This is a genomic window from Sphingomonas sp. SP6, from assembly GCF_058313435.1.
On record NZ_JBZFLG010000003.1, the window covers coordinates 578209 to 604360 of the forward strand.

Genomic DNA, 26152 nt, shown 5'->3' on the forward strand with positions numbered 1-26152 from the left:
GTATTGCGCCGACCCGGGGTCTGCGTTGACCGGGTTCGGGGGTCCACCTAATTGTTTCCGCATGACCTGTTTCCGCACCGAGATCGCTTGGTGACCGCCCCGACGATCCTGCTGGTCGAGGACGATCCCGCGCTCCGCACGCTGACTGCGCGCGCGCTCCAGGAGAACGGCTTCACCGTCCGCCCCGCCTCCGCCGCGCCCGAGATGTGGCTGGCGCTCGAGAACGGGCCGGTCGATCTCGTCCTGCTCGACATCATGCTTCCCGGCACCAGCGGCATCGACCTGTGCCGCGCACTCCGCCAGAAGAGCGACGTCCCGATCATCTTCGTCTCGGCGCGGTCGAGCGAGACCGACCGCGTCGTCGGGCTCGAACTCGGCGCGGACGATTACATCGCCAAGCCGTTTGGCACGCGCGAGCTGGTTGCCCGCGTCCGCGCGGTGTTGCGCCGCCCCGCGCTCGACCGCGCCGAGGGCGACCGCGAGCAGGGCGTGATCACCTTCGACGGCTGGACCGTGAACCTGCCGCGGCGCGAGCTGCTGTCGCCGACCGGCGCGGTCGTCGACGTGACCGGGGCCGAGTTCGACCTGCTCGTCGCGCTGTGCGACCACGCTCAGCGCGTGATCGCCCGCGAGCGGCTGATCGAGCTGTCTCGCACCCGACTGGGCGACAGTTCGGACCGCTCCATCGACGTGCTCATCAGCCGGCTGCGCCGCAAGCTGTCGAGCGCAGGCGGTGATAACGCCCCGATCGTCACTGTCCGCGGCGTCGGCTACATGCTCAGCGTCCCCGTCGAGCGGCGTTGAAGCGTTTCGCCCAGCCTTCGGTCGGGCTGCTCGGCCGGGTCGTCGCGATTCTGCTGCTGACGGTGCTGGTCGAGTTCGGGGTCTCGACCCTTCTTTACGAGCGCGCGACCGAGTTCTCGGTGCGCGACGACGAGGCGCGGCGGCTGGCCGAGCATCTCGTCATCAGCCGCCGCCTGCTCGAGGAGCGTCCGGTCGGCGACCGTGCCGGGATGGCGGCCGAGCTCACCACCGACCGCTATGCGGTCCGCTGGACGCCGTCGCCCCTGCCCTCCCCGCGCGCGCCCGAGCTGACCGCGATGCGCGCGCAGATCACCGCCTGGGAGCCGTCGCTCGCCCGGACCGACCTGCGGCTGCGGCTAGTGTCGCCCGGGCGCAGCTCGGTGGTGACGGGCGAGCTGCGCCTCGACGACGGCACCCGCCTCGCCTTCCGCACGCGCGAGCCGGTGACGCGGCTCGATCTGGCGATCAATCGCGTGCTGCTCGCCCTGGTCCCCGCGCTCGGGCTGATGGCGCTGAGCGGGCTGCTGATCCGCCGGACCTTGCTGCCGCTCAGGCGGCTGTCCGAGGCGGCGGACCAGGTGGGCGCGGGCGGTCGCGCCGCCGCGCCGCCGGTTCCGGAGGACGGGCCGGGCGAGGTCCGTCGCGTGGTCGCCGCGTTCAACCGGATGCAGGCGCGGATCGCGCGGCTGATCGCCGATCGCACCCAGGCGCTCGCCGCGGTCGGCCACGACCTGCGCACCCCACTCGCCCGGCTGAAGCTGCGCACGGAGGCGATCGACGACGCCGAGGCGCGCGCCGCGGTTCAGGCCGACATTGCCGAGATGGACGCGATGGTCGCCTCGCTGCTCGCCTTCCTCGGCGGCGACAGCGACCCCGAGGCCCCGGTCCGCGTCGATCTGGCGGTCCTGTGCGCGACGATCGTCGACGACGCGGTCGATCGCGGCCACGATGTGATGTACCACGGCCCGGATCACTGCGAGAAGACGCTGCGTCCGATCGGGCTCAAGCGTGCGCTCGGCAATCTCGTCGAGAACGCCGTCCAATACGGCGAGACCGTGACCGTGACGCTGCTGGCCGACGGCCCCGGCGTCACGATCCGCGTCGAGGACGACGGTCCCGGCATCCCCGAGGCACAGCTCGAACGCGCGGTCCAGCCGTTCGTCCGGCTCGATCCGGCGCGCCACCGCGACACCAAGGGATTCGGCCTGGGCCTCGCGATCGCGGCACAGGCGACTGCGGCGGAAGGGGGCCGGCTGCTGCTCGCGAACCGCCCGGAAGGCGGGCTGCGCGCGGAGATCGTGCTGCCCGGCTGACCCGGAGCGTGTCCTGCCGGCCACACCCGGCACCGGACATGCTTCGTCACCGAGCGGCAACGTCGCGTCGTCCAGCGGCCGCTAACGCTCGATCCGTTCCGGAACGATCGCCCGCCCGCCTTGCGAGAGCGGCGACGGCCTCCGGGATGCAGGCGGGGACTCCAATCCGCAAGGGAGGTCCTCATGATCCGTTTCGCTTCGTTCGCCCTCGCCGCGACGCTCGTCGCCATGCCCGCACGCGCCCAGGACACCGATCCGCCCAAGGTGATCGCCGTGTCGGGCTCGGTCGGGCTCGTCTCCGACTATCGCTTCCGCGGCGTCAGCCAGTCGGACGAGAATGTCGCGATCCAGGGCGGTCTCACCGTCACCCACGAAAGCGGGGTCTATCTCGGCACCTGGGGATCGAACCTCGCCGGCTGGGGCACGTTCGGCGGCGCCAACATGGAGCTTGATCTGATCGCCGGCTTCAAGGTCCCGGTCGGCGGCGGCGCGCTCGACATCGGCGCGACCTGGTACATGTACCCCGGCGGCTTCGACGACACCGACTTCATCGAGCCCTACGTCAAGCTTTCGGGGACGCTCGGCCCCGCCAGCCTGCTCGCGGGCGTCGCCTATGCGCCGCCGCAGGAGGCACTCGGCGCTTGGTATCTGAACGGCGCGTCGGCGGCGGCGGGAGTGTACGACAGGCCGGGCGACAAGAACGACAATCTCTACCTCTGGGGGGACGCGGCGGTGGCGGTTCCCGGCACGCCGCTGACCGCCAAGGCGCACATCGGCTATTCGAAGGGCAACAAGGGCCTCGGCCCGTTCGCGACCAGCGTCGCGCCGACCGGCGAATATGTCGATTGGCTCCTCGGCGTCGATGTCGCCGTCGCCTCCACCCCCCTTACCATCGGCGTCGCCTACGTCGACACCGACATCTCGAACCGCAAAGCCGCATACCTCCAGCCGAGCTTCAGCGAGGGGCAGGACGGCAGCGGCTCGATCGCCAACGGCAAGGTGCTGGCGTCGCTGACCGCGACCTTCTGACGTCAGGCCTGGCACGGCCATCTTGATCACGATTGAGGCGTCCGCCTGCGCGGGGGCGTAGGCGGACGCGATGACCGAACTCCTCGATGCGGTGCCCGACGACATCGAAGCCGCCGCCCGGCGCGTCCTCGATCTCGCCTGCCGTTCCGATAAGACCATCGCCACCGCCGAAAGCTGCACCGGCGGGCTGCTCGCCTCGCTCCTGACCGACGTCGAGGGGGCGAGCCATGCGTTCGACCGCGGCTTCGTCGTCTATACCGACGACGCCAAGTGCGACCTCCTGCGCGTCCATCGCTCCACCCTCGATCGGTGCGGCGCGGTCAGCGCGGAGACCGCGCGCGCGATGGCGGAAGGAGCGCTCGATCGGTCGCGGGCGGCGGTGGCGGTGTCGATCACCGGCTTCGCGGGACCGGGCGCCGCCGGCGACGAGCCGGGGCTGGTCCATTTCGGCTGCGCGACGCGCGGCGGCGAGACGGCGCTGCGCGAGGAGCATTTCGGCGACATCGGCCGCGGCCCCGTCCGCCTCGAATGCCTGCGCGTGGCGCTGGCGATGCTGGAGCGGGCGCTGGGCCGACCCGGGGCTGATCCGCGTCAAGTCGCGAGAGAATGAGGCGGCGCGGGCAACTTGCACGGCTCTCGCCGCGTTCAGGGGCACCGGGACGCGCAAGGATCGCGCCCCGCCCCTCATTTCGACGGAGCAAGACGATGGGCCTGTTCACCAAGGATATCGCGACGCTGGACGATCTGTTCGTTCACCAGCTTCAGGACGTCTATTACGCCGAGAACCAGATTACCAAGGCGCTGCCCAAGATGATCGAGAAGGCGACCGCCCCCAAGCTCAAGGCCGGCTTCGAGAAGCACCTGCGCGAGACCGAAGGGCAGATCGTCCGGCTGGAGCGCGTGTTCGAGATGCACGGCCAGAAGCCCAAGGCCGTCACGTGCCCGGCGATCGACGGGATCATCAAGGAAGCGAACGAGGTCGCCGGCGAGATCGCCGACAAGGACGTGCTCGACGCGGCGCTGATCGCCTCCGCGCAGGCGGTCGAACATTACGAGATCACGCGCTACGGCACGCTGATCGCCTGGGCGCGTCAGCTGGGACGCGAGGATTGCGCCGCCATCCTCAAGGAGACCCTGGACGAGGAATATGCGACCGACGACTCGCTGACCGCCATGGCGGAGAGCAAGATCAACGCCAAGGCGGCGGCGGCGACCGAGGACGCCTGACGATCTTCCGGCCCGGCGTCGCGTCGCTGGGCCGGCTCTCCCGAACGAACGCGCCCGGTCGGGCGAAGGAGTCTCCGCTTGCATTACACGCTGAAGCCGCTTGCCGAGCAGGTCGTCCTCATCACCGGTGCCTCGTCGGGGATCGGCCTGGTCACCGCGAAGCTCGCCGCCGCCCAGGGCGCGAAGGTGGTGCTGGTCGCCCGCGACGCCGACGCGCTCGCGACGATCGTCCGCGAGATCGAGGAGGCGGGCGGGCAGGCGACCTTCGCCAGCGCCGACGTCTCCGATCTGCGCGACGTCCAGCGCGCCGCCGCCAAGGCGATCGAGCGGTTCGGCCGCATCGACACCTGGGTCAACGACGCGGGCGTCGCGATCTATGCCAAGCTCGTCGACACGCCGATGCTCGAGCATCAGGAGTTGTTCGGGACCAATTACTTCGGCGTGGTCAACGGCTCGCTCGTCGCGGTGGAGAACTTGCAGCTGAACGGCGGTGCGCTGATCACCGTCGCCTCGATCGCCGCCGACATCCCCAGCCCGATCATGGGCGCCTATTCCGCATCGAAGCATGCAGTGAAGGCGTTCACCGAATCGCTCCGCATCGAGCTGATCGCCGACCGGCTCCCGATCTCGGTCACGCTCATCAAGCCGTCGGGGATCGACACGCCGATCGCGCAGCATGCGGCCAATCACGTGGAGGGCGAGGCGCTGATCCCGCCCCCGGTGTACGATCCGACGCTCGTCGCCGAGGCGATCCTCGATGCCGCGGTCACACCGCGGCGCGACGTCACCGTGGGCGGGGCCGGGCGGCTCCAGGTGCTCGCGGGGCAGCATTTCCCGCGGCTCCTCGACCATCTCGGCGCGCTGATGACGCCGATCCTGTCCGACGCCGAGCGCCCGGGGACACCCGGCGACAACCTCGCCGCGCCGCGCGACAACGGTCGCGAGCGGTCCGCGAGCCAGCCGGGGCGCGACTTCAGCCTCTACGGCACGCCGCGTCGTCGCAACTGGCTGGCGCTCGTCACGCTGGGCGGCGCGGCGGTCGGACTGGTCGGGCTGTTGACCCGGATGCCTGCGGATGCGCCCAAGCCGAAGCCCAAGCGCAAGCGGTAGGACACCCGTTCCCGCCAGGGAACGGGCCGGCCGTCAGATCCGCGTCGTGCCGGTATAGGCGAACAGCAGGTCCGAATCGGCGGAGGCGTGAAGCGCCTCCGATCCCGTGACGGTGACGCACTCGCCCGCCTTCCACGCGACGCCGCCCACCACGCCCTCGCCCGCGATCGGGACGAGCCAGCCGGTCGTGCGCGCGGGCAGCGCGATGTCTCGCGCGCCGCCTGACCAGCGCTCGAGCACGAACTTCGGCCCCTCGACCAGGATCGTCCGACCGGGCTCGACCTCGCCGGGGCTGACGATCGGGACGTAGGGCGTCAGGTGCGCGACCGCGACGCCGTCGTCGAGGTGCAGTTCGCGGTCGCTGCCGTAATCGTAAAGGCGGTAGGTGGTGTCGGAGTTCTGCTGGACCTCGATGCAGGTGATCCCGCCGCCGATCGCGTGGATCGTCCCGCTCTCGCAATAGAGGAAGTCCCCCGCCTTGACCGGGCGCCAGTCGAGCTTGTCCTCCAGCGTTCCGGTCTCCGCCGCCGCGCGCAACTCCTCGCGCGTGGTCGGCGCCCTTGGGCCGACCGCGATCGTCGCGCCCGGCTCGGCGGCCAGGATCGTCCAGCATTCGTCCTTGCCGCGCGGCAACCCCCGCTTCTTCGCCTCCTCGTCGGACGGATGGTCCTGCACCGACAATTTTTCGCTGGTGAACAGATATTTGATCAGCATGTCGTCGTCGGCGGGGTGCGCCGACTGAAACCACACCTCGCCGATCTTCTCGGCGCCGGGCGCCGGGTCGGGAAAGCCGGGGAACAGATGATGCCGCCCCCAAGGCTTTTCGACGCGCTTGGTGGCGAGCAGGGTAGCGGGCATGTTCGACGGTCCTGGGTTGGCGTGGGTCGCCAGCCAACGCGCGAGCAGGCCGCCCGTTGCAGAATCCGGGCTCGCGCTGGAGTCGGAGTCACGATCGCGCTCACGGATGATCGCGCCGACCAGCAGGGCGAACAGCACGCTGACAATCGCCCACGTGACGCAGCCCGCGACCACCAGGATCGCGACTCGACCGGGCATACGCCTCTCCCCCGTGCAGTTTCTTTTTCTCGCGAAAGCCTGCGCCCGTTTCGGAACAGTGTAAACATTTGTTAACGTTGACGTGAAGCGACGACCGCCCCTGGGCTGTCTCCTTCCGTGAAGCACGGCATTGTTCGACCGGCCTTCCATACGCTAAGGCGCTCCTCGCATGCGTACCCTCCCGTCCCGCGCGCTCCTTGCCGCGATCGCCGCCGCCACCGTGCTCACCGCCTCCGGCTGTGCGCGCAACCGTGCGAAGGGCGACCTGCCCTATGTCGCACGCGATGTCGGCACCCTCTATTCGACCGCGAAGAAGCAGCTCGACAAAGGCAATTACAAGCTCGCCGCCGCGCTGTTCGACGAGGTCGAGCGCCAGCATCCCTATTCGGTGTGGGCGCGCCGGGCGCAGCTGATGGGGTCGTTCAGCTATTACCTCAACCGCGACTACACCCAGGCGATCCAGGGCGCGCAGCGCTTCCTGTCGGTCCACCCGGGCAACCGCGACGCGCCCTACGCTTATTATCTGATCGCGCTCTGCTATTACGAGCAGATCGTCGACGTGACCCGCGACCAGAAGATCACCTCGCAGGCGCAGGACGCGCTGGGCGAGCTGATCCGCCGCTACCCGAACAGCCGCTACGCCGCCGACGCGCGGCTGAAGATCGACTTGGTTCGAGATCACCTCGCGGGCAAGGAAATGGAGATCGGCCGCTTCTACGAGCGCCGTCGCCAGTGGCTCGCCGCGACGCTGCGCTTCCGCAAGGTGGTCGACGACTATCAGACGACAACCCATACGCCCGAGGCGCTGATGCGCCTGACCGAGACCTATCTGAACCTGGGTGTCCGCGGCGAGGCGGAGAAGTCGGCGGCGGTGCTCGGCGCGAACTATCCCGGCACCGACTGGTACGAACGTGCCTACAAGCTGATGGGCGAGAACCCGGTCACGCCGATCGCGCCGCTGAAGCCCGGGGAACCGGTGCTGGTCGCCGCGCCGGTCCAGTCGATCGCCGGCACCAACGGCAAGACCCCGACCGCCGACGCGCCGGGCGCGCCGACCCCCGCGAGCCCAAGCGGCGGAGCGGGGAGCACCCCCGGCGGTAACGCGCCGACCACCGACACGCCGGCCGGCGGCCAGCCGGGATCGCCCACTCCTGGGGATTAGGCGTCGCCGCCCCGGTGATCCGGAGAGGCGACGCCCGCGATCACACTAGCGGCAGGACGCTTTGAACCATCGTGTGCAGCTCCGCCGGATGCAGCGCCGCGGACGGCGCGTCATGGACGACGTCTGAGAATATCAGATCGTCGAACACCATATTGTCGCCCGACCCGATCAGGTCGTCCGGCTTGCCGTGGCTGGGATCGAACGTCACCCGGTCGACATGCTCGAAGTCGAGCTGGACGTGGGTCGCGGCCTTGTCGGTCACGTCGACGGTCTGGTGATAGACCGCCTCTCCGTCGCGATAGCCGGTGATGTCGACGGTCAGCGTCTTGTCCCAGCCCGCGGTCAGGTTGAGACTGTCCAGCGTGAAGCTGCCGTCCTTGACGAACACCGAGGCGGAGCGGTGGCCGTTGCTGACCGCCGCCAGCGTCCCCGAGGTCGTGCCGATCTCGTACCCGGAGCCGCCGAACGGGCCGTATTGCGAGTTGAAGACGTTGAAGCCCTTCCACAGAAAGCCGTCGTAGTGCTTCGGCAGACCTTGCACGGGCCGGCCGCCGGAAAGCTGGAAATCGTCGAAGCCGATCGTCGTCGAACGCGCTGTGATGTCGTGCATGATGGATGTCCCTTGCGATCCCGGTTCCCTCGCGTCCCATGCGATCCGCACGCTGTCAAACCCGGCGGAACGAAACGGGTTCGCATCCCCGGCCGCTTGGGCTAACGCTGCCGGCCGATGCTGACCGCCATCGCCATCCGCGACGTCGTGCTGATCGAGGCGCTGGACCTGCGGTTCGGCGCCGGGCTGGGCGTGCTGACCGGGGAGACGGGGGCGGGCAAGTCGATCCTGCTGGACGCGCTCGGGCTCGCGCTCGGCGCGCGCGGCGACAGCGGCCTCGTCCGCCACGGCGCGGCCCAGGCGTCGGTCACCGCGACCTTCGATCCTCCCCCAGGCGTCGCGACGCTGCTCGACGACAACGGGATCGAGGTCGATCCCGGCGAACCGCTCCTCATCCGCCGCGTCGTCAAGGCCGACGGCGGCAGCCGTGCGTTCGTCAACAACCAGCCCGCCGCCGCGAGCCTGCTCCGCGAACTCGGCGCGCGGCTGGTCGAGATCCACGGTCAGCACGACGAGCGCGGGCTGCTCGAGCCGCGCGGCCACCGCGCGCTGCTCGACCTGTTCGGGCGGACCGATCCCGCGCCGGTCGCCGCCGCCTATCGCGCCTGGGCCGAGGCGGAAACCGCGCTCGCTGCCGCCCGCGCCGAGATCGAGACCGCTGCGCGCGACCGCGACTGGCTGGACCATGCCGTTACCGAGCTGACCGCGCTCGCGCCCGAGCCCGGCGAGGAGGAGGCGCTTGCCGACCGCCGCCGGGCGATGCAGCGCGCCGAGAAGATCGCCGGCGACCTCGCCGCGGTCGAATCCTCGCTCGAGGGATCGGACGGCGCGCTGGCGAAGCTGCGCTCGGCGGCACGGGTGCTCGAACGCATCGCGCCCGATCACGCCGCACTCGCCGATGCGCTGGCCGCGGTCGATCGCGCGGTGATCGAGGGCGCGTCCGCCGAGGAGCGGCTGCGCGACGCCCATGCCGCGCTCGCCTATGACGAACGCGCGCTCGAGGACGACGAGACGCGGCTGTTCGAGCTGCGGGCGATGGCACGCAAGCACCGCGTCCAACCCGACGAGCTCGCCCCGCTGGCGGGGGAGCTGCGCGCCAGGCTCGACCGGCTCGATGCGGGCGAGGGCGGCGTCGCGCGGCTGGAGGCCGACGTCGCCGCCGCCCGCATCGCCTATGTCGCCGCCGCCGCCTCCCTGTCGGAGGCGCGCCGCGCCGCCGCCGCCCGGCTCGACGCCGCGGTGGCGGGCGAACTCGCGCCCCTGAGGCTCGACGCCGCCCGCTTCCGCACCGCGGTCGCGCCGATGCCCGAGACCGGCTGGGGCCCGGCGGGCGCGGACCGCGTCGAGTTCGAGATCGCGACCAATCCGGGCGCGCCGTTCGCGCCGCTCGCCAAGATCGCGTCCGGCGGCGAGCTGTCGCGCTTCATCCTGGCGCTGAAGGTGGCGCTGGCGGAGGAAGGCGCGGCGCCGACGATGATCTTCGACGAGATCGACCGCGGCGTCGGCGGCGCGGTCGCCTCCGCGATCGGCGAGCGCCTGGCGCGGCTGGCGGAGCGGACCCAGTTGCTCGTCGTCACGCACTCGCCCCAGGTCGCGGCGCGCGGCGCGGAGCACCTGCTGATCGCCAAGGCGTCGGACGGGACGGTCTCGCGCACCAGCGTCCGCACGCTCGATGGCGGCGAACGACGAGAGGAGATCGCCCGGATGCTGTCGGGCGCGTCGGTGACCGACGAGGCGAGGGCGCAGGCGGCGCGGCTGATCGAGACGGCGTGAGCCGGCAGCTCGCCAGGCGGCCGACGCGGTTAGTCCGCGATCCCGGCCAGCGCCTTCGTCACCTGGTACACGGTGTACGGCTTGGGCAGGAAATGCGCGCCCACGGGCAGCGCCGCTGCATCCACCTTGGTCGAGCCGGAGGTCACGACGATCTCCACCTCGGGCCGCTCCTCGTGAACGCGCCGCGCCAGTGCGAGTCCGTCGATCGCGCCCGGCATCCTGATGTCGGTGAGCAACGCACGGATGTCGCGCCGCTCGGCGAGGCGGTCGAGCGCCTCGCCGGCATCGCGCACCGGCAGCGCCTCGAAACCCGCATCCTCGAGCGCGAGGCGGGAGTGGATCAGGATCAGGGGATCGTCCTCGACGACGAGGACCAGGGGACGCGGCTCGGTCATGACGACTGAACCGGTCCAAAATGGGGGAGTTCCCCGAACCCGCCGACATTCCAGTCTGTTAACCCTGAAAATCGTGCCGCTGCCACGGCTTGGAGACAAGTGTGCGCTGGCGGACCTTACCATCCGCCGATCGCCCGGTGCCGCGGGATAGGATCACGTGAGCGCGTCGATTCCCGCCCAGCCGTGGAACCCGGCCAGGCGCCGGAACCGCCGCGCATCCATCCCGCCGAGCGCGACCAGCGGGATCCCCAGCCCCGCGCCGATCGCGCGCGCGCGCCGTGGGCCGAGCGCCGGAGCGCCCGGATGCGAGCGGGTCGGGAAGACCGGCGAGACGAACAGCGCCGCCGCTCCCGCGCGCCGTCCCGCCAACGCCTCGCCGCGGCTGTGCGCGGGCCAGGTCAGCACTCCGCTCCGTTTGCCGACGCGGCCGTGGGCCCCCATCTCCCCCGGCAGAGCGACCGCCCCCGCCCGCACCAGCACCAGCCCGCGCGCCCGCGCGATCGCGAGCAGCCGCCGCCACACTCGCCGTCGTTCGGCGGACGGCGTCGCATGATGACGGAACACCACCCCGGCGCCCGGCGGCAGCCGCCGCACGGCGGCCGCCACGTCGCCGATCCGCTCGTCGGTCATCAGCCAGATCGTCGGCAAAGGGTGGCGAGGCGGCATGGCCGTCCCTATAGGCGCTCGCGGATGCCCCCCCTAATCGACATACAGGCGCGGATCGCCAAGGCGGCCGCGCTCGCCGCGCGCGATCCGGCGGACGTGACGCTGGTCGCCGTCTCGAAGACCCACCCCGCCGAGGCGATCGTACCGCTGCTCGCCGCGGGCCAGCGCGCGTTCGGCGAGAATCGGGTGCAGGAGGCGCAGGCGAAATGGCCCGCGCTGCGCGACGCGCACCCCGACGTCGCACTCCACCTCGTCGGCCAGCTCCAGTCGAACAAGGCGGGCGACGCGGTCGCGCTGTTCGACGCGATCCACTCGGTCGACCGTCCCTCGCTCGTCGCGGCGCTGGCGAAGGCGATGGACGCGAGCGGGCGGCGGCCGGGCTGTTTCGTGCAGGTCAACATCGGCGACGAGGACCAGAAGGGCGGATGCGCGGTCGCCGACGTCCCCGCGCTGCTCGCCGCCGCGCGCGACGCCGGGCTGCCGGTCGCGGGGCTGATGTGCGTGCCGCCCGCCGGGGTCGAGGCGGCGCCGTATTTCGCGCTGCTCGCCAAGCTCGCCCGCGAGGAGGGAGTTGCCGGCCTCAGCATGGGGATGAGCGACGATTTCGAAACCGCGGTGATGCTGGGCGCGACCCATGTCCGCATCGGCTCCGCGCTGTTCGGAGTGCGCGGGTGAGATTCGCCGCGCTGCTCTTCGACTTCGACGGCGTGCTGATCGAGAGCGAGGCGTCGGGCAACCGCCAGATCGCCGAGTATCTGACCGGCATCGGCCACCCGACCACGCCCGCGGATGCGATGGCGAACTTCATGGGTCACGCCGGTGCGGAGTTCGAGGCGCGGGTGGCGGCTTGGATCGGTCGCCCACTGCCCGACGAGTATCAGGCCGTCCGCCGTGCGGAGAACGAACGGGTGCTGGCGGAGGGCGTCGACGCCGTCGAGGGCGCGGTGGAGTTCGTCCGCTCGCTCCCGCCCGGACTGCCCAAGGCGGTGGTGTCGTCGAGCCGCGTCCGCTGGATTCGCCGCCACCTCGAGCATATCGGGCTGGCGGAAGCGTTCGGCGACCATCTCTATTCGGGGCAGGAGCACGTCTCCCGCCCCAAGCCCGCGCCGGACCTGTACCTCTACGCCGCCGATCGACTCAGCGTTCGAATCGAGGATTGCGCGATCCTGGAGGATTCTCCCGTCGGCGCGACCGGTGCGGTGGCGAGCGGCGGACATGTCATCGGCGTGTGCGCGGGAAGTCACTGCGCGCCCGGCCACGATGCGCGGCTGCGAGCGATCGGCGTGCAGGCGATCGCGCACGATTTCGACGAAGTGCGGCGGTTGCTGGAGTGATGTCTTCTGTGCCTCCCCTGCAAAGGGGAGGTGGCGCGTGGCGCCGGAGGGGTGTCCTCGGTCGTAGTGAAATACTCCGTCACCAGCGGGGACACCCCTCCGTCAAACGACGACTGCGACCTCCCCTTGCAGGGAGGCCAAAAGTCTAATCATCCTCGTCCTCGAACCCCACCAGCGCCAGCGCCCGGGCCTTGATCTGGCGGGTCTCGCACCAGTGGATCAGCGCCTCCTCGCGACCGTGGGTGACCCACACCTCGCGCGGGTTGATCTCGCGGATCGTGTCGGTCAGCTCGTCCCAATCGGCATGATCGGACAGGATCAGCGGCAGCTCGACCAGTTTCTGCCGCGCACGCTGGCGAACCCGCATCCAGCCGCTGGCGAGCGCGGTGATCGGGTCGGGCAGCCGCCGCGACCAGCGGTCGGTCAGCTGCGAGGGCGGGCACAGCACGATATGCCCCGCCATGTCCGTCTTCGCCGCCCCGGTCGCGGGGACCAGTTCGCCCAGCCGCACGCCCTGCTCGGCGTAGAGGTCGCACAGCCGCTGGAGCGCGCCGTGGAGGAAGATCGGCGCCTCGTACCCCCGCTCGCGCAACTCGGCGATCACGCGCTGCGCCTTGCCCAGCGCATAGGCCCCGACCAGCACGCAGCGTGTCGGATTGGCGCGGACTGCGGCGATCAGCTTGTCGATCTCGTCGCCGGTCTCGGGATGACGGAACACCGGCAACCCGAAGGTCGCCTCGGTGACGAACACGTCGCATGCGACCGGCTCGAACGGCGCGCAGGTCGGATCGGCGCGGCGCTTGTAGTCCCCGGAGATCACGATCCGCTCGCCGCGATGCTCGAGCAGGATCTGCGCCGAGCCCAGGACGTGGCCGGCGGGGACGAAGGTCGCCTCGACCTCCCCAACCCGCACGCTCTCGCCATACGCGACCGGCACGCCCGATTGCGGCCCGTACCGCGCCGCCATGATCGCCAGCGTCTCGGGCGTCGCCCAGACGCAGGCGTGCCCGCCGCGCGCGTGGTCGGCATGGCCGTGGGTGACGAGCGCGCGTTCGCTCGGCTGCGACGGGTCAATCCACGCATCGGCGGGGCGGACGTAGATGCCGTGGGGGTGCGGTTCGAGCCAGTCGCCGAGTTTGGGCATCATGCCTATATGGTCGGGATGCCCGCCGGTTCCCACGAGTGACAGACCTTCCGGCCCCGCTCGCCGCCTGGTTCACGACCCGTGGCTGGTCCCCCCGTCGCCACCAGCTCGCGATGCTGGACGAGGCGCGGGCCGGTCGCCACGCGCTGCTCGTCGCCGCGACTGGCGCGGGGAAGACGCTCGCCGGCTTCCTGCCCACCCTCGCCGAGCTGATCGAGACCCCGCACGAGGGCCTCCACACCCTCTACGTCTCGCCGCTCAAGGCGCTCGCGGTCGACATCCAGCGCAACCTCGTCACCCCGGTCGAGGAAATGGGGGTCGATATCCGCGTCGAGACCCGAACCGGCGACACCCCTTCGGACCGCAAGGCGCGCCAGCGGGTCAGACCGCCGCAGATCCTGCTGACCACCCCCGAATCGCTGTCGCTGCTACTGAGCTATCCCGACGCCGCGACGATGTTCGCGAACTTGAAGACGATCGTCGTCGACGAGGTCCACGCCTTCGCCACCGGCAAGCGCGGCGATCTGCTGAGCCTTTGCATGGCGCGGCTCCAGACGCTCGCGCCCGGGATGCGCCGCGTCGCGCTGTCGGCGACGGTCGCCGATCCCGACGGCTACCGCGCCTGGCTCGCGCCCGACGGCGACATCGACGCGGTCAGCCTGGTCGCGGGCGATCCCGGCGCCGAGCCGAACATCGCGATCCTCCTTCCCCAGGGCCGCGTCCCTTGGGCGGGCCATTCGGGGCGCTACGCCGCCGAGCAGGTGATGGCGGAGATCGAGACCCACAAAACCACGATCGTCTTCTGCAACACCCGCAGCCTCGCCGAGCTGATCTTCCAGGATCTGTGGAAGGTCAACGCGATGACCTTGCCGATCGGCGTCCACCACGGCTCGCTCAGCCTGGAGGCGCGGCGCAAGGTCGAGGCGGCGATGGCGGGGGGACGGCTGCGCGCGCTGGTCGCGACCGCCAGCCTCGACCTGGGCGTCGACTGGGGTGACGTGGATTGCGTGATCCAGATGGGCGCGCCCAAAGGCTCGTCGCGGCTGCTCCAGCGGATCGGGCGCTCGAACCACCGGCTCGACGAGCCGTCGGAGGCGATCGTCGTCCCCGGCAACCGCTTCGAATATCTGGAAGCCCGCGCCGCCCTCGACGCGGTCGAGGCGGGCGCGCTCGACGAGGACGTGTTCCGGATGGGCGCCCTCGACGTCCTCGCCCAGCATCTGATGGCCTGCGCCTGCGCCGCGCCGTTCGATCAAGCCGAGATGCTGGCGGAGGTCCGCTCCGCCCTCCCCTATTCGGCGCTGTCGGACGATCTGTTCGCGCAAGTGCTCGGCTTCATCCGCGACGGCGGCTACAGCCTCAAGGCGTACGACAAGTTCAAGCGGCTGACGCAGGGGCCCGACGGATTGTGGCGCGTCACCCATCCCAAGTTCGTGACCCAGCACCGCCTGAACGCCGGGATCATCGTCGAGGCGACGATGCTCACCGTGCGGTTTCGGAACGGCCGCACGCTCGGCAAGGTCGAGGAGGCGTTCGCCGCGACGCTCGCGCACGGCGACACCTTCTTCTTCGCCGGGCTCAGCCTGGAGGTCGAAAAGATCGACACCGAGGACCTGATCGTCCGCGCGACCAGCCGTCCGGCGCGAATCCCGACTTATGGCGGCTCGCGGATGCCGCTGTCGACCAACCTCGCCGACCGGGTCCGCGCCTTCCTGGCGACTCCCGCCGAGTGGGACCGTTTCCCGAAGGATGTCCACGAGTGGCTGGAGGTCCAGTCGCGCCGCTCGATCCTCCCTCGCCCCGACCAGCTGCTGGTCGAGACCTTCCCGCGCGAGGGGCGGCATTATGTCGTCGCGTACAGCTTCGAGGGGTGGAACGCGCACCAGTCGCTCGGCATGTTGATCACTCGGCGGATGGAGACGCAGGGGCTGCGCCCGCTCGGTTTCGTCGCCAACGATTATGCGATTGCCGCTTACGGACTGGAGAAGGTGACGGACCCGGCCTCGCTGTTCTCGGCCGACATCCTGGAACACGAGTTCGTCGACTGGGTGCAATCCTCGCACCTCCTCAAGCGCGCGTTCCGCGAGGTGGCGGTGATCGGCGGGCTGGTCGAGCGCCAGCATCCGGGCAAGCGCAAGACCGGCAAGCAGGTCACCTTCTCGACCGACCTGATCTACGACGTGCTGAGAAAGTACGAGCCGACTCACATCCTGCTGCAAGCCGCATGGGACGACGCGCGCGCGCGGATGACCGACGTCGGGCGCCTCGCGCATCTGCTCGACCGCGCGGCCGAGACGATGCTCCACGTCGACCTGCCCCGCGTCTCGCCGCTCGCGGTGCCGGTGCTGACGCTGATCGGCCGCGAGCGGGTGGCCACCGGCACCGCCGACGACGCGCTGCTGATCGAAGCCGAAGCGCTCGCGGCAGAGGCGATGGCGGAGGACTAGAACGATCCTCCCCGTGACCGGGGAGGATCGACATCCGGCCCTATTTCTTGCGCGCGCGCTTCGGGGCCGCGGCGGCCTCGACGTCCTCTTCCTCGTCGGCATCGGGCTCGCCCGCTTCGACCAGCGCCTCGCCGAGCGCCTTGATCTTGTCGCCCTGCTTGTCGGCACGGTCCGCGATCTTGACCGTCGCCTCGCCCAGTCGGTGGAGCAGCGCGTGGATGCGGTCGGCGTCGGGCTCGCCCTTCTCCAGCTGCTTGCGGAGCGAGCCGAGATCGCGGAGGATGCCCTTGGCGCCCGCCACGTCGGTTTCGGCCAGCGCCGCTTCCCAATCCTCGATCATGTCGGCGCCCTTGGGCGCCTTGGTGCTCTCGAGCCCGCGATTGATCGCGTTCATCGTCGCGGCGAATTTGACGGCCATGCCTTGCTCCTCGGGCGAGCGCCGGAGTGGGCTGGCCGCGCCGTAGAACTAGGCGGCGCGCCCGGGTGCCGCGACTTGATCTGGCTCAGTGCGATAATGCGGCCGCGGGTCTCGCTTGCATCCTGCCAGCGCAGGCGTAGTCTCGGGACATGAGCATCGTGCTCGCCCTCCTCGCCGCCGCGCCGATGCCGCAGCCCCTCGACACGCCCGCCGCCGCCGAGCCGCCGATCCCGGTCGAGCGCACCGTGGTCGCCTTCGGGGACGAGGGGACGCGGATGACCGTGCCCGTGACGATCGCGGATGCGGGGCCCTATCGCTTCATCGTCGATACCGGCGCGGAACGGACCGTGGTGTCGCGCCAGCTCGCCCGCGTCCTCGGACTGCCGCCGGGCAAGCAGGTGCGCCTCACGTCGATGGCGGATGCGGCGACGGTCGACACCTTCCGCATCTCCTCGATCGCCGTCACCAAAGCCAAGGCGATCGGCGGCAAGGCGATCGAGGCGCCGGGACTTGAGGAGTTCAACCTCGGCGCGCCGGGGATGCTCGGGATCGACGCGCTCCAGAATCACGAGCTCACGATCGACTTCGACCGCAACGAGATGACGGTCACGCCCAGCACACGCCGCCGTCCCGCTGCCAGCACCCCCGACGAGATCGTGGTGCGCGCGAAGAGCGTGTTCGGGCAGCTCGTCGTCGCCGACGCCTCTTACGCCGGCACCCGCGTCAGGGTCATCATCGACACCGGATCGGCGGTGACGATGGGCAATCCGGCGCTGCGCGCGCGGGTCGAGCGGCGCAAGCAGCCGCTCCGCCCGATCTCGCTGATGAGCGTGACGGGGACCTATCTGGACGCCGATTACACCCAGGTCCGCCGGATGACCCTGGGCGCGATCGAGATGGCCGACATCCCGGTCGCCTTCGCCGACGCGCTGCCGTTCAAGCGCTTCGGGCTGGGCGGCAAGCCTGCGCTGATGCTGGGGATGGATACGCTCAGGCTGTTCCGCCGCGTCTCGATCGACTTCGCCAACCGCGAGGTCCGCTTCCAGATGCCGCGCGACGCCAGGCCGGACTTCGGCGACCGGCATTCCGCAGCCCGTTGACCCGGTTGCGCTGCGCGACGTTCGCCGCGATGCTGCATCTTTTCCGCGGGATAAGGGACGCAGCATGACGGTTCGGGCACTTCTCGGCATGGCGGCGGCGCTCGCTCCGATGGCGGCGACGGCGCAACAGCGTCCCGACGAGAAGGCCTTCCTGGCGCTCTACAAGGAACTGGTCGAGACCAACACGGTCGTCGGCGTCGGCAGCTGCACCCAGGCCGCGACCCAACTCGCGACCCGGCTCAAGGCGGCCGGCTATCCCGAGGGCGACGTCTCCGTCTTCACCGTGTCCGATCACCCGCAGGACGGCGGCGTCGTCGCGACGCTCAAGGGCAGCGATCCCGCCGCCGGGCCGATGCTCCTCCTCGGCCACCTCGACGTCGTCGCTGCCAAGCGCGAGGACTGGCGGCGCGATCCGTTCAAACTCGTCGAGGAGAACGGCTTCTACTACGCGCGCGGCACCGTCGACGACAAGGCGATGGCCGCGGTCTGGGCGGATGCGATGGTCCGCTTCCGCCAGCAGGGCTATCACCCCAAGCGCACGATCAAGCTGGCGCTCACCTGCGGCGAGGAGACAACCTTCGCCTTCAACGGCGCCGAATGGCTGGCGAAGAACCGGCCCGACGCGGTGGCCGCCGAGTTCGCGCTCAACGAGGGCGGCGGCGGGCGGCTGACCCCCGACGGCAAGCGCCAGGTGCTGGCGGTCCAGGTCGGCGAGAAGGCGTCGCAGAACTTCACCTTCCTAAGCGTCAACCCCGGTGGGCATTCCTCCGCACCGACGCCGGACAATGCGATCTACGACCTCGCCGACGCGGTGGAGGCGGTCCGCGGCTACGAGTTCCCGGTCAAGTTCACCGACACCACCCGCGCCTTCTTCGGCGCGACCGCCGCCGCGCCGTCCTCGCCCAAGCCGCTGTCGGATGCGATCAAGGCGCTGCTCGCCAATCCGGACGACAAGGCCGCCGACAGGATCGTCAGCAGCGACAAGACGCTGCACTCGACGCTCCGCACCACCTGCGTCGCGACGCTGCTGGCCGCGGGCCACGCCGAGAACGCGCTCCCCCAGCGCGCGACCGCGAACATCAACTGCCGCATCTTTCCCGGCGAAAGCGTCGATCAGACGCTGGCGACCTTGAAGCGCCTCGCCGGCCCCAAGGTGACCGTCACCGTCAACGCGCCGGTCCGCCCGGTCGCGGTGCCGCCGACGCTCGACCCGAAGATCATCGGGCCGATGCGGGCGGTGGCGGCGAGGCACTTCCCCGAAACCCCGCTCGTGCCGCTCATGTCGACCGGCGCGACCGACGGCATCTTCCTCGAAGCGATCGGCATCCCGACCTACGGCGCGCCGGGGATCTTTCTCGAGCCCGACCTGAACGGCATCCACGGCCTGGACGAGCGCATCCGGGTGAAGGCGCTGTACGAGGGGCGCGACTATCTGTTCGATCTGGTCAAGGCCTACGCCGGCTGAGCGCGAACGGACCCAAGCGCGACACGGCGGGTTGAGCCGCGATGGCCAAGTCCTCGCAGCGCGAATCCACGATCGTCATCCTCGCCGCGCTCGCCGCCAATCTGGGGATCGCGGTGGCGAAGTTCGTGGCGGCGGGGATCACCGGCTCGTCGGCGATGCTGACCGAGGGCGTCCATTCGGTGGTCGATTCCGGCAACCAGCTCCTGCTGCTCTGGGGCCAGCACAGCGCGAAGAAGCCGCCCGACGAGATCCACCCGTTCGGCTACGCGCGCGAGCTCTACTTCTGGAGTTTCGTGGTCGCGATCCTGATCTTCGCGGTCGGCGCGGTCGTCTCGGTGTACGAGGGCTGGCAGCATGTCGTCGATCCCGAGCCGCCGCTCGATCCGCTGATCAACTACGTCGTCCTCGGCGTCTCGTTCGCGTTGGAGGGCACGTCGTGGACGCTGGCGATGCGCGCCTTCGCGAAGAGCAAGGGCGATACTTCGTGGTGGCGTGCGATCCACCGATCCAAGGATCCGGGCACGTTCATCGTTCTGTTCGAGGATTCGGCGGCGCTGATCGGCCTCGCTGTCGCTGCGGTCGGCGTATGGGCCTCGCACCATTTCGCCGACCCCCGGCTCGACGGCGTCGCGTCGATCGTGATCGGCGCGGTCCTCGCGCTGGTGGCGGTCCTGCTCGCGCGCGAATCGAAGGGATTGCTGATCGGCGAGCGCGCGGACCCGGGCGTGATCGCGCGCATCCGCGCGACCGTGGAGCGCTCGCCCGCCGTCACCACGGTCAATCACGTCCGCACCATCCACACCGGCCCCGATGCGATCTTCGTCGCGGTCAGCGCCGACTTCGACGACGCGCTGACGATGGGCGAGGCGGAAACGGTGATCGAAGGCATCGAGACCGAGCTCAAGCGCGCCGAGCCCTCGCTCACTTCGATCTACATCCGCCCGGAGAAGCGCGAGGATGCGCAGCTCGTCGGCGCGCACCCCCGGCCGGTCTGACCGATCACATCGCCGTCCACCCTCCGTCGACCGACAAATTGGCCCCCGTGATCGCGCTCGCCTCGTCGCGGCACAGGAACACCGCCAGCGCCGCGACCTGCTCGGGCGTGACGAACCGCTTGGTCGGCTGCGCCGCCAACAGGACGTCGTTGATCACCTGCTCGCGCGTCAGCCCGCGCGACGTCATCGTGTCGGGGATCTGGTTCTCGACGAGCGGCGTCCAGACATAACCGGGCGAGATGCAGTTGACGGTCACCCCGGTCTGCGCGACCTCCAGCGCCGCCGCCTTCGACAGTCCGACGACGCCGTGCTTGGCGGCGACATAGGCCGACTTGTTGGGCGAGGCGACAAGGCTGTGCGCCGACGCGGTCGAGATGATCCGGCCCCAGCCCTTTGCGGTCATCAGCGGGATCGCGGCGTGCATCACATGGAACGCGCTCGACAGGTTGATCGCAAGGATCGCATCCCACTTCTCGGTCGGGAAGTCGGCCACGGGCGCGACGTGCTGGATCCCGGCGTTGTTCACGACGATGTCCGGCCCGCCCAGCTCCGCCGCGCAGCGCGCGACCATCGCCGCGATCTCCTCCGGCCTCGTCATGTCCGCCGCGTCGTGGAGCGCCCCCGCCCCGCTCGTCTCGGCCAGTTCGGCGCGGATGCGCGCGATCGCGTCCGCCTCGCCGAAGCCGTTGATCATCACCGCCGCGCCTTCGGCGGCGAAGGCGCGGGCGTAGGCGAGCCCGATCCCGCTGGTCGATCCGGTCACGATCGCCGTCTTGCCGTTGAGGAACATCGCACTCTCCGATTTTCACGTTTGCAACTGTGGAACGGGTCCGCGCATTCATGCCGCACCAGTAACGAACCGCGGGATATCCCATGCGCCTCGACGATTTCGATCCCAACATCAACGTCGAGGATCAGCGCGGCTCGGGCGGCGGCGGGTTCGGCTTCGGCGGCGGGGGCGGCGGCGGCGGGCTGCTCTTCGGCCTGTTGCCGCTGATCGGCAGCCGCTTCGGCTGCGGCGGGATCGTCGTCGTGCTGATCCTCATGGCGGTGTTCGGCGGCGGCCTGGGCGGGCTCGGGAGCATGTTCGGCGGCGGCGGCGGATCGGGCTACGCCCCGTCCCAGCAGACTTCGGCGCGAACGGCGGGCGGCGGCGCGGCGCAGGCCTGCGCGGTCGATCAGTCCAGCCGCGCCGCGTGCAACGCCTTCAGCTCCGCCGACAAGACGTGGGAGGCGCTGTTCGCCAAGAGCGGCAAGACGTTCCGACAGCCCAAGCTCGTCTTCTATTCGGGCAACGGCCAGTCGGGCTGCGGCGCGGCGCAATCGGCGATGGGGCCGTTCTATTGCCCGACCGACCAGGGCGTCTATCTCGACACCGAATTCTTCGGCGAGCTCCAGACCAAGTTCCACGCCAGCGGCGACTTCGCGCAGGACTATGTGATCGCGCACGAGTTCGGCCATCACATCCAGAACCTGCTCGGCACCTCGGACGACGTCCAGCGGGTCCAGCGCGGCGCGTCGGAAGCGGAAGGCAACCGCGCCTCGGTCAAGCTCGAGCTCCAGGCCGATTGCTACGCCGGGGTCTGGGCCGCGCAGAACCGTGCCCGGATCGAACCCGGCGACGTCGAGGAAGGCATGACCGCCGCCCGCGCGATCGGCGACGACACGCTCCAGAAGGAGATGCAGGGCCGCGTCGTCCCCGACAGCTTCACCCACGGCACGTCGGCGCAGCGCCAGTTCTGGCTCAACAAGGGCCTGACGACGGGCGACCCGAGCCAGTGCGATACGTTCAGCGGAGCGGTATGACGGTCGTCACCTCGGCCTTGAGCCGGTGTCCAACGCGCATCGAGCCCCTTCGCCCGGTGTAGCTTCCATCGTTGAATGCCGGGTCGAGCCCGGCATGACGGATCAGATCCTCACCAGCATCTTGCCCGTGTTGCTGCCCGAGAACAGCCCGAGGAACGCCTCGGGCGCGCGCTCGAGACCCTCGACCACCGTCTCCTCGCTCCTTAGCTTTCCCGCCGCGTACAGCGCCCCGGCGTCGGCGTAGAACTCGCCCGCCCGCGCCATGAAGTCGGAGACGAGGAAGCCCTCCATCCGCACCCGCCGGCCGATGACGTTGGCGAGATATTTGAGCTCGGTCGGCTGGCCGTCGTTATAGACGTCGATCATCCCGCAGATCGCGAACCGCGCGCCCATCCTGGCCGCGGCGAAGGCGGCGTCGAGATGGTCCGACCCGACATTGTCGAAATAGACGTCGATCCCCTCGGGCGCCGCGGCCGTCAGCGCCGGCAAGACCGGCCCGGACTTATAGTCGATCGCCTGATCCGCCCCGAGCGATCGCACCCACGCGCATTTCTCCGCCCCGCCCGCGGAGCCGATCACCGTCATGCCCTTCGCCTTGGCGAGCTGGACGACGGTCGACCCCACCGCTCCGGCCGCCGCCGAGACGAACACCGTCTCCCCCGCCTTGGCGGCGGCGACCGCCAGGAGCCCGAAGTAGGCGGTCATCCCCGGCATCCCGAGCTGCCCGAGGAACGCTTGCTCGGGCGCGTCGAGCGGCGGCAACGGCTGGGTCTGCGCCGCGGGCAGCACCGCCTCGTCGCGCCAGCCGAGGAAGTGCTGCACCTTCGCGCCGACCGGCAGGTCGGCGGCGTTCGACTCGATCACCTCGCCGATCGCGCCGCCCTGCATCGGCTCGCCGAGCTGGAACGGCGGCACATAGCTCTGCCCGTCGTTCATCCGTCCCCGCATGTACGGATCGACCGACATCCACCGGTTCGCGATCCGCACCTCGCCGTCGCCGAGCGCCGGTGCAGCCAGGTCGATCAGGTCGAAGTCGCCGGGCTTGGGCATTCCCTGGGGGCGGCTCTTGAGCGTCCATGCGCGCGGCATCTCGGGTCTCCTCTCGTGTTCGCGCCGGGTTGGCGCGCCGCGCGGGCAAAGACAAGGGCCCGGAGCATGCGCCCCGGGCCCCGCCCGCCCGTCGGCCCGAAGGCCGCGGGATCGCGTCGCCGACGTCAGTAGGTGCCCGAGAAGCTCCGGCCCAGCATCCGGCCCTGCGCGTCGCGGCCGCCGGTCTGGTTCGCCTGGCCGCGATCGGCGTCGCGGTCGCCGTCGCCGGACAGCATCGCCTGGTTGCGCTCCTCGTCGCGCCAATGCTTCTTCGCCTCGTCGGCGGTCTTGGTCAGCGTCACGCCCGTGTCGACCGACTTCAGCCACGAGGACGGGATCGAATGATGATGTCCGTTCGCGTCCTGATCGTTCTTGGTCAGCAGGATCCGGTCGCCGCGAACCTTGTCGACCGTCCCGACATGGGCGCCGTCGGAGCCGACCACGTCCATATGCTCGTCGACCTTGGTCAACAGGTCGCGCTGGCTCTGCCGGCCCGTGCGCCAGGTCGTGAACTCGGATTCGAACTTGGCGCGGTTCTCGCGGCGATATTCGTCATAGTCGCGGTCGAGCTGCGACATCTGGCCCTGCCGCCACGAATGATAGTCGCTGTCGCGCTCGGTGTTGTAGCGCTGCTCGTCGTAGCGCGCGTCCATGTCGCGGCGGCGCTCGGCGTCGTCGTCGCCGAACCACGAGCGGACCTCGTCGCCCGCCCGCTGCAGGAAGCCGCGCTCGTCATAGTCGTAGCCCTGCGGCTGGCGACCATAGTCGCGCTGGCCCTGGCCGTAGCGCTGACCGCCGCGTCCGCCCCGATCGTCGTCCCAGCCGCCGCGCGAGCCGTAGCCCTGGGCGCCGTAGGACCCGCGATCGTCGTCGCGCGACTGGCCGTAGCGTTGACCGGCCGGGCCCTGGGCGCCGCCGGTCTGGCCGCGGTTGCGGAACGCCTGCGCGTAACCGGAACTGCCGTAATCCTGCTGGCCCCAGCGATCCGCCTCGCCGCGATCCCAGTCGCGCCCGCCGGACTGGCCGCGGAACTGGCCGGAGCCGCCGCGCCCGCCGTCGTCGCGGTCGAACGCGCCGGCAGCCTGATACTCGCGCGCGCTCGACGGGCTATAGTCTCGTCCCGAACCATAATCGCGGCCATAGTCCTCGCCGCGATAATTGTACTGATCACCCGGCTGGGTGCCCCGCGAATTGCGATCATAGACCATTGGAAACACTCCTTCGGACAGGTCCTGCTGTTCGGGATGCGCGGCTCTCGGGGGTCGCGCCATCCTGATGCGCATCAAGGTCCGGAGCTCGGAATGGTTCCTGCCGTTACGCGGCCGTACCGGGCGCCCGACCGCGGCTGCCGCACCGCTCGTCGGCGCGCCATGCCCGGGACAGACACGTGTTGCATCCGCAAAAGCCCGGCGCTAAGGGCGTCGCTCCCCGGCGACAGCCGGGCGGGGCGGGGCCGTAGCTCAGATGGGAGAGCGCTGCAATCGCACTGCAGAGGTCAGGGGTTCGATTCCCCTCGGCTCCACCATCCCCGCCCCCGCCTGCCCGAAGCGTCAGCCGTTGACGTAATCCCACACCTTCGAGATCACGACCGAGCCCTCGCCCACGCCCGAAGCGACGCGCTTGACCGATCCCGCGCGCACGTCGCCCACCGCGAAGATGCCGGGATGCGAGGTGGCATAGGGCGAGGTCGCGCCGATCGCCTCCCCGGTCGTCACGAATCCCTTGTCGTCGAGCGCGACCAGCCCCGAGAGCCAGGCGGTGTTGGGGGCCGCGCCGACCATCACGAACATGGCGCAGCTTTCGACCGTCCGCTCGGTGCCGTCGCGCCCGCGGATCGTCACCGCGTCCAGCGCGTCGTCGCCGTGCAGCGCGGTCACCTGCGCGCCATACTCGATCGTCACCGCCGGGTCGGCCTCCAGCCGGCTCGACAGATAGCTCGACATCGAGGTCGCGAGCGTGTCGCCCCGCACCAGCAGCCGGACGTGGCGCGCCGCGCGGCTCAGGTACATCGCCGCCTGTCCGGCCGAATTGCCGCCGCCGATCACCACCGCTTCGGTGTCGCGGCAGAAGCGCGCCTCGGTCTCGGTCGCCGCATAATAGATGCCGGCGCCCTCGAAGTCGGCCAGCCGGTCGATGGGCAGCCGCCGGTACTGGACCCCGGTCGCGACCACCACCGCTCGCGCCCGCACGCGCTGACCGTTGTCGAAGGTCGCGCAGAAGTCGCCGCCGTCGAGCTCTTCCAGCAGCGTCACCCGCCTGGGCATCGCGAAGCGCGTGCCGAACTTCATCGCCTGCACCTCGCCGCGCCAGACGAGGTCCGCGCCCGAGATGCCGGTCGGAAAGCCCATGTAATTCTCGATCCGGCTCGACGTCCCTGCCTGCCCGCCGATCGCCACGTCCTCGACCACCAGCGCGCGCAGCCCCTCCGCGCCCGCATAGACGCCCGCCGCCACGCCCGCCGGCCCGCCGCCGACGATCAGCACGTCGAACGCCTCGTCGTCGACCAGATCGCGGTTGAGCCCGAACAGCCGCGCGACCTTGTCAGGCGTCGGCGCGTCGATCACCTGGTCGCGCCCGAAGATCACCACCGGCGCGTCGGCCGACACCGCGCAGCTCGTCGCCACCTCGGCCGCCTCGGTGCTGCCGATCGGGTAGGAACGGTAGGGCAGCCGGTTGCGGCTGGCGAACTCGGCGACGCGGCGGACGGCGCGGTCCTCGTCCTCCCCGATCAGCACCAGCGCGCCGTCGCGCGCCTCGATCTGCCGCCGCCGCCGTGCCGCCAGCACGGCGATGATGATGTCGGACATCTCCGGCACCCGCGCCATCAGCGCCAGCATGTCGGCGCGCGGCACCTCGATCACGCGGGTGTCGCGCGCGGCGCGCATCGCCATCGACCAGGCGCCGCCGCCAAGGAACGCGATCTCGGCCATGAACTGCGTCGGGCCCAGGGTGGAAGGCACCAGCCGCTCGCCGGTGAACGGGTTCACCACCTCGATCTCACCGTCCTCGACGTAGACGAAGGTTTCAATCGGCTCCCCCGGCCGCGCCAGCAGCGTGCCGGCCGGATGGTCGACCGCGCGCCCCGCGGCGCGGATCGCCGCGACATGCTCGGGCGCGAGCGGCACGCGCGTCATCTCGCGCAGGTCGCGGGCGATCGTCTCCATCGGCAGGTCTCCGGATCGGGTGGTCGCGACCATCTCTGCCGCGAC

Annotated in this window: 25 protein-coding genes and 1 tRNA gene; 16 read left to right on the plus strand and 10 right to left on the minus strand. The window is 70.4% G+C overall.

Annotated elements, in window-relative coordinates:
* Positions 1-90: 90 nt before the first annotated feature.
* The 6 genes from AC4GYY_RS13035 (at position 91) to AC4GYY_RS13060 (ending at position 5483) form a co-directional block, all read left to right on the plus strand.
* Positions 91-804 (plus strand): response regulator transcription factor, encoded by a 714-nt coding sequence (locus AC4GYY_RS13035; protein WP_491121073.1) that lies wholly within the window; start codon positions 91-93, stop codon positions 802-804.
* On the plus strand, positions 801-2117 hold the full coding sequence (locus AC4GYY_RS13040) for an ATP-binding protein (RefSeq protein WP_491121074.1): 1317 nt from the start codon (positions 801-803) through the stop codon (positions 2115-2117). Before AC4GYY_RS13035 ends, AC4GYY_RS13040 begins: the two co-directional genes overlap by 4 nt.
* Before the next feature lie 183 nt (positions 2118-2300).
* Complete coding sequence (locus AC4GYY_RS13045; protein ID WP_491121075.1) at positions 2301-3146, plus strand: TorF family putative porin; 846 nt, start codon at positions 2301-2303, stop codon at positions 3144-3146.
* A gap of 70 nt (positions 3147-3216) precedes the next feature.
* Entirely contained in the window at positions 3217-3756 is a 540-nt protein-coding gene (locus tag AC4GYY_RS13050) for a CinA family protein (protein WP_491121077.1), read from the plus strand.
* A gap of 95 nt (positions 3757-3851) precedes the next feature.
* Entirely contained in the window at positions 3852-4373 is a 522-nt protein-coding gene (locus AC4GYY_RS13055) for a YciE/YciF ferroxidase family protein (protein WP_491121079.1), read from the plus strand.
* Positions 4374-4451: 78 nt separating this feature from the next.
* A complete protein-coding gene (locus tag AC4GYY_RS13060; protein WP_491121081.1) occupies positions 4452-5483 on the plus strand; it encodes an SDR family oxidoreductase in 1032 nt (343 codons plus the stop codon).
* Positions 5484-5516: 33 nt separating this feature from the next.
* Here the strand turns inward: AC4GYY_RS13060 and AC4GYY_RS13065 are convergent, their stop codons facing one another.
* Positions 5517-6341: a class I mannose-6-phosphate isomerase gene (locus AC4GYY_RS13065; RefSeq protein ID WP_491121226.1), complete on the minus strand. Its 825-nt coding sequence runs from the start codon at positions 6339-6341 to the stop codon at positions 5517-5519.
* A 367-nt stretch (positions 6342-6708) separates the two neighbouring features.
* Here AC4GYY_RS13065 and AC4GYY_RS13070 point away from each other — a divergent pair, with 367 nt between their 5' ends.
* The gene (locus AC4GYY_RS13070) at positions 6709-7701 is read left to right on the plus strand and encodes an outer membrane protein assembly factor BamD (RefSeq protein WP_491121082.1); all 993 of its coding nucleotides are present in this window, start codon (positions 6709-6711) and stop codon (positions 7699-7701) included.
* Positions 7702-7741: 40 nt separating this feature from the next.
* On the opposite strand, the gene AC4GYY_RS13075 is transcribed toward AC4GYY_RS13070, so the two are convergent.
* On the minus strand, positions 7742-8311 hold the full coding sequence (locus AC4GYY_RS13075) for a hypothetical protein (protein WP_491121083.1): 570 nt from the start codon (positions 8309-8311) through the stop codon (positions 7742-7744).
* 117 nt (positions 8312-8428) lie between these two features.
* On the opposite strand from AC4GYY_RS13075, the gene recN reads away from it, so the two are divergent.
* Positions 8429-10084: a DNA repair protein RecN gene (gene recN, locus AC4GYY_RS13080; RefSeq protein WP_491121085.1), complete on the plus strand. Its 1656-nt coding sequence runs from the start codon at positions 8429-8431 to the stop codon at positions 10082-10084.
* 29 nt (positions 10085-10113) lie between these two features.
* On the opposite strand, the gene AC4GYY_RS13085 is transcribed toward recN, so the two are convergent.
* Together AC4GYY_RS13085 and AC4GYY_RS13090 are read right to left on the minus strand one after the other, a co-directional pair.
* On the minus strand, positions 10114-10479 hold the full coding sequence (locus AC4GYY_RS13085) for a response regulator (RefSeq protein ID WP_491121086.1): 366 nt from the start codon (positions 10477-10479) through the stop codon (positions 10114-10116).
* 153 nt (positions 10480-10632) lie between these two features.
* Complete coding sequence (locus AC4GYY_RS13090; RefSeq protein WP_491121088.1) at positions 10633-11145, minus strand: thiamine phosphate synthase; 513 nt, start codon at positions 11143-11145, stop codon at positions 10633-10635.
* Positions 11146-11169: 24 nt separating this feature from the next.
* On the opposite strand from AC4GYY_RS13090, the gene AC4GYY_RS13095 reads away from it, so the two are divergent.
* Together AC4GYY_RS13095 and AC4GYY_RS13100 are read left to right on the plus strand one after the other, a co-directional pair.
* Positions 11170-11820: a YggS family pyridoxal phosphate-dependent enzyme gene (locus AC4GYY_RS13095; RefSeq protein ID WP_491121089.1), complete on the plus strand. Its 651-nt coding sequence runs from the start codon at positions 11170-11172 to the stop codon at positions 11818-11820.
* Entirely contained in the window at positions 11817-12479 is a 663-nt protein-coding gene (locus tag AC4GYY_RS13100; RefSeq protein ID WP_491121091.1) for an HAD family hydrolase, read from the plus strand. The genes AC4GYY_RS13095 and AC4GYY_RS13100 overlap by 4 nt, the downstream gene beginning before the upstream one ends.
* Before the next feature lie 145 nt (positions 12480-12624).
* On the opposite strand, the gene AC4GYY_RS13105 is transcribed toward AC4GYY_RS13100, so the two are convergent.
* Positions 12625-13623 carry a ligase-associated DNA damage response exonuclease gene (locus AC4GYY_RS13105; protein WP_491121093.1) on the minus strand — a complete coding sequence of 333 codons (999 nt, stop codon included), beginning with the start codon at positions 13621-13623 and terminating at the stop codon, positions 12625-12627.
* 38 nt (positions 13624-13661) lie between these two features.
* On the opposite strand from AC4GYY_RS13105, the gene AC4GYY_RS13110 reads away from it, so the two are divergent.
* Positions 13662-16070, plus strand: a complete 2409-nt coding sequence (locus AC4GYY_RS13110) for a ligase-associated DNA damage response DEXH box helicase (RefSeq protein ID WP_491121095.1) — start codon at positions 13662-13664, stop codon at positions 16068-16070.
* Between the two features lie 40 nt (positions 16071-16110).
* On the opposite strand, the gene AC4GYY_RS13115 is transcribed toward AC4GYY_RS13110, so the two are convergent.
* On the minus strand, positions 16111-16488 hold the full coding sequence (locus AC4GYY_RS13115) for a hypothetical protein (RefSeq protein WP_491121097.1): 378 nt from the start codon (positions 16486-16488) through the stop codon (positions 16111-16113).
* A gap of 149 nt (positions 16489-16637) precedes the next feature.
* Between AC4GYY_RS13115 and AC4GYY_RS13120 the strand changes: the two genes are divergently transcribed.
* From AC4GYY_RS13120 to AC4GYY_RS13130, 3 genes are all read left to right on the plus strand, one after another.
* On the plus strand, positions 16638-17588 hold the full coding sequence (locus tag AC4GYY_RS13120; protein ID WP_491121098.1) for an aspartyl protease family protein: 951 nt from the start codon (positions 16638-16640) through the stop codon (positions 17586-17588).
* 64 nt (positions 17589-17652) lie between these two features.
* On the plus strand, positions 17653-19053 hold the full coding sequence (locus tag AC4GYY_RS13125) for a M20/M25/M40 family metallo-hydrolase (RefSeq protein ID WP_491121099.1): 1401 nt from the start codon (positions 17653-17655) through the stop codon (positions 19051-19053).
* 41 nt (positions 19054-19094) lie between these two features.
* Positions 19095-20048 carry a cation diffusion facilitator family transporter gene (locus AC4GYY_RS13130; protein WP_491121101.1) on the plus strand — a complete coding sequence of 318 codons (954 nt, stop codon included), beginning with the start codon at positions 19095-19097 and terminating at the stop codon, positions 20046-20048.
* A gap of 4 nt (positions 20049-20052) precedes the next feature.
* Here AC4GYY_RS13130 and AC4GYY_RS13135 read toward each other — a convergent pair whose 3' ends face one another.
* Positions 20053-20838 carry a 3-hydroxybutyrate dehydrogenase gene (locus AC4GYY_RS13135; protein ID WP_491121103.1) on the minus strand — a complete coding sequence of 262 codons (786 nt, stop codon included), beginning with the start codon at positions 20836-20838 and terminating at the stop codon, positions 20053-20055.
* 83 nt (positions 20839-20921) lie between these two features.
* On the opposite strand from AC4GYY_RS13135, the gene ypfJ reads away from it, so the two are divergent.
* Positions 20922-21854: a KPN_02809 family neutral zinc metallopeptidase gene (ypfJ, locus tag AC4GYY_RS13140; RefSeq protein WP_491121104.1), complete on the plus strand. Its 933-nt coding sequence runs from the start codon at positions 20922-20924 to the stop codon at positions 21852-21854.
* 102 nt (positions 21855-21956) lie between these two features.
* Here ypfJ and AC4GYY_RS13145 read toward each other — a convergent pair whose 3' ends face one another.
* Positions 21957-22943 (minus strand): NADP-dependent oxidoreductase, encoded by a 987-nt coding sequence (locus AC4GYY_RS13145; protein WP_491121106.1) that lies wholly within the window; start codon positions 22941-22943, stop codon positions 21957-21959.
* A 125-nt stretch (positions 22944-23068) separates the two neighbouring features.
* Entirely contained in the window at positions 23069-24151 is a 1083-nt protein-coding gene (locus AC4GYY_RS13150; protein ID WP_491121108.1) for a DUF2171 domain-containing protein, read from the minus strand.
* A 241-nt stretch (positions 24152-24392) separates the two neighbouring features.
* Between AC4GYY_RS13150 and AC4GYY_RS13155 the strand changes: the two genes are divergently transcribed.
* Positions 24393-24468: transfer RNA gene (locus AC4GYY_RS13155), tRNA-Ala, on the plus strand.
* 25 nt (positions 24469-24493) lie between these two features.
* Here AC4GYY_RS13155 and AC4GYY_RS13160 read toward each other — a convergent pair.
* Positions 24494-26107, minus strand: a complete 1614-nt coding sequence (locus tag AC4GYY_RS13160; RefSeq protein WP_491121109.1) for an FAD-dependent oxidoreductase — start codon at positions 26105-26107, stop codon at positions 24494-24496.
* Positions 26108-26152 lie beyond the last annotated feature (45 nt).